3 protein-coding genes are annotated in these 2,857 nt (G+C 39.9%); all 3 read left to right on the forward strand.

The window, feature by feature from the left end:
* Positions 1 to 185 precede the first annotated feature (185 nt).
* The gene (locus K6G33_RS09150; RefSeq protein ID WP_296778609.1) at positions 186 to 1,130 is read left to right on the forward strand and encodes an AAA family ATPase; all 945 of its coding nucleotides are present in this window, start codon (positions 186 to 188) and stop codon (positions 1,128 to 1,130) included.
* Between the two features lie 31 nt (positions 1,131 to 1,161).
* Entirely contained in the window at positions 1,162 to 1,878 is a 717-nt protein-coding gene (locus K6G33_RS09155) for a DNA recombinase (RefSeq protein WP_296778611.1), read from the forward strand.
* A partial coding sequence (locus K6G33_RS09160) for a recombinase family protein (protein ID WP_296778612.1) occupies positions 1,871 to 2,857 on the forward strand: 987 nt, incomplete at its 3' end. The genes K6G33_RS09155 and K6G33_RS09160, both read left to right, overlap by 8 nt.

Below are 2,857 nucleotides of genomic sequence, written 5' to 3' on the forward strand. Positions count from 1 at the left end.
CTTCTCCGCTAGTTGACAAGCATGACAATAAAAATGCTCTTTTTGTAAGAAAAAATCGAAAAATCCAGTTTCTAAGACTGCAAAAGTAAGACTGCAAAAGCACGGTATATTGCAACAATCCTACATAAGATGACCTTCCACCTGTATTATACCACATATCAGGTGAAAAAATCAAGGCGGTAAATATGGAAAACGTTTTTGAATTCTACGACTCAGTAAAAGAACAAGAAGTTGAATGGCTTTGGTATCCGTATATCCCTTACGGAAAGCTGACGCTGCTTGAAGGAGATCCAGGCGAAGGAAAATCGACCTTTATGCTTCATATAGCGGCTCTTATTACCAAAGGGCAGGATATGCCTGACGGTTATAAAGTTGAAAAGGCTGAATATGTGATCTACCAATGCAACGAAGACGATGTAGCTGATACTATAAAACCGAGATTAAAATCCGCTGGAGCTGATTGCTCTAAAGTGGCATACATAATAGACGATAACAGCAGCCTCACGTTAAACGATCAGCGAATAACACAGGTATTAGAGAAAACTCATGCCAGACTCCTGATTCTTGATCCTTTCCAATCATTTTTGACACAGGACGGAGATCTGCACAGTGTTGGCAGAATGAGAACTACTCTTGGTAATTTGGCTGTTATAGCCTCCAGATATCGATGTGCAGTGGTGCTGATAGGTCACATGAATAAATCAGCAACAGGAAAAAGTTTATATCGTGGGCTAGGAAGTATTGATATAGCAGCTATTGCCCGAAGCGTATTGATGGTTACTCGCGATGACGACGATCCTGAGATCCGATATATGATACCGATCAAATCAAGCCTTGCTCCCGAAGGACCGGAAGTTGCTTTCAGGATGAATAGAGCAATCGGATTTCAATGGCTGAAGAACAAGAATAAGAATCATAAAAAGCATCTTAAAAAGAGCGATGTTGCAGAAATATTAACCAATATGCTTGAATACGGCGAGCTCACCAGCGGCGTTATAATTCAGAAGATCCAAGATCTTGGAGTCTCAGAACGAACACTATACACTCTCAAAAAGGAGCTTGGAATCAAATCGTTCCGTAGAAAAGGAGTCTGGTATTGGCAGCTCCCTATCGAAGATGAGAGCGATTAAGCTTTTAAGAATCATTTTAAGGGGTAAGAAAATGAATAGTAATGAAATGATGATCGTAGGAGCAATCGAAGATACAGCTGAACATGATAATGGCGGTATAATTCAGCTTGATGATAATATCGATAATAATCAGAATATATTCCGCCGTCATATTATTGACGATCCGAGAAAAAAGCAGCTTGTAAAGCACCAGTTATGGTTAGAAAGCATACAGCATGAGTATCCTATGCCATATATACCGTATAAGATTGGAGTATACATACGATATTATAATCAGACAAAATATGATGATTATCTACAGAAGCATATTCAGCAGTTTACTGATGATATATCATTATCTCCAAAGTGGACGCTTGTAGATTTCTATATTGATAACGGTGCCAAAGCTCCTAGAATGGAGAACGCTAAAGAATGGTGCCGGCTTGTAAATGATTGTTTCTCAGGGAAAGTTGACCTTATCGTTACACAGAAGCTGGGAAATGTGTGCAGTGATCCTGATGAAATAGCTTTTCTCGCACGAATCCTTGCAACTCAGAAGCATCCGGTGGGAATGTATTTTATTTCTGAAGACATATTCACATTAGCCTCATATTATAGAGATGATCTCAGCGATAGGTCAATGATACCTGCAGGTATTGAGCCTCTTCCTGATGACGAGCTGGACACTTTATTATATTCAGATGAATTCAATACCGAGCAGAATATGCAAAACGTTTTATTACAGGTTGGAGATGGACATAATGCCTGAAATGACTAAACAACAGCAAAGAGAGCGCGTCAAAAGAAGAGTCGGTTCTGCCGATACTTCCAATCATACATATTATCCTGAAAAAGAAAACAATCAATATGTGAAAACTGATTCGTTTCAGCTTGTAGGGATATATGCAAGAGTATCCACGGATAATCCAGCTCAGACATCTTCATTCGAGCTTCAACAGAAATACTATGAAGACATGGTAAGCAGAAATCCCAACTGGAAACTTGTCAAAATATACTCTGATGAAGGAAAATCAGGAACCACAATACAGCAACGGCCAGGCTTCCAAGAGATGATAGATGATGCCGTACACGAAAAGCTTCACTTGATAATAGTAAAGAATATATCTAGATTTGCTCGAAATACTGTTGAGTGCCTCAGTACTCTAAGAAAACTGAGAGCTAAAAAGGTCGGAGTATACTTCGAATCCGAAGGTATCTATTCTTTAAATAGTGACAGCCATATAGCGCTTTCCACTTCCGCTAACCTTGCTGAACATGAAAGCCGCTTGCGAAGCCGGAGTATGGAAACATCACTGAGGATGAGACTGGATCATGGGCTTCCGCTAACGCCCGAACTCTTGGGCTTTGTTAAGAACGAAGACGGAAAACTAGTCGTTAATAAGGATACAAGGAATATTCCCAAGCTTATGTTCTTTATGTATCTATACGGCTATTCTACTCAGCAGATAGCAGATATCCTTATAAAGCTATCAAAGAGAAGTTATCTTGGCAACATAAAGTGGACGGCGTCCGGAGTAGCACGGACGCTTAGAAATGAGCGATACTGCGGTGATGTACTGACAAGAAAACGATTTAAGGAATTCGCACCGGATGTCGACAAACAGAAAACATTCAAGAATACCGGCGAAAAGCCTCAGAGTTATTATAAAGACGATCATCAGCGGATAATCTCACATGATGACTTTATAGCTGTCCAGCGTATTATGAATAATGCAAGATTCGGTGGT

The organism is Ruminococcus sp. (assembly GCF_024691275.1).
In the GTDB taxonomy this organism is placed as follows: domain Bacteria; phylum Bacillota; class Clostridia; order Oscillospirales; family Ruminococcaceae; genus Ruminococcus.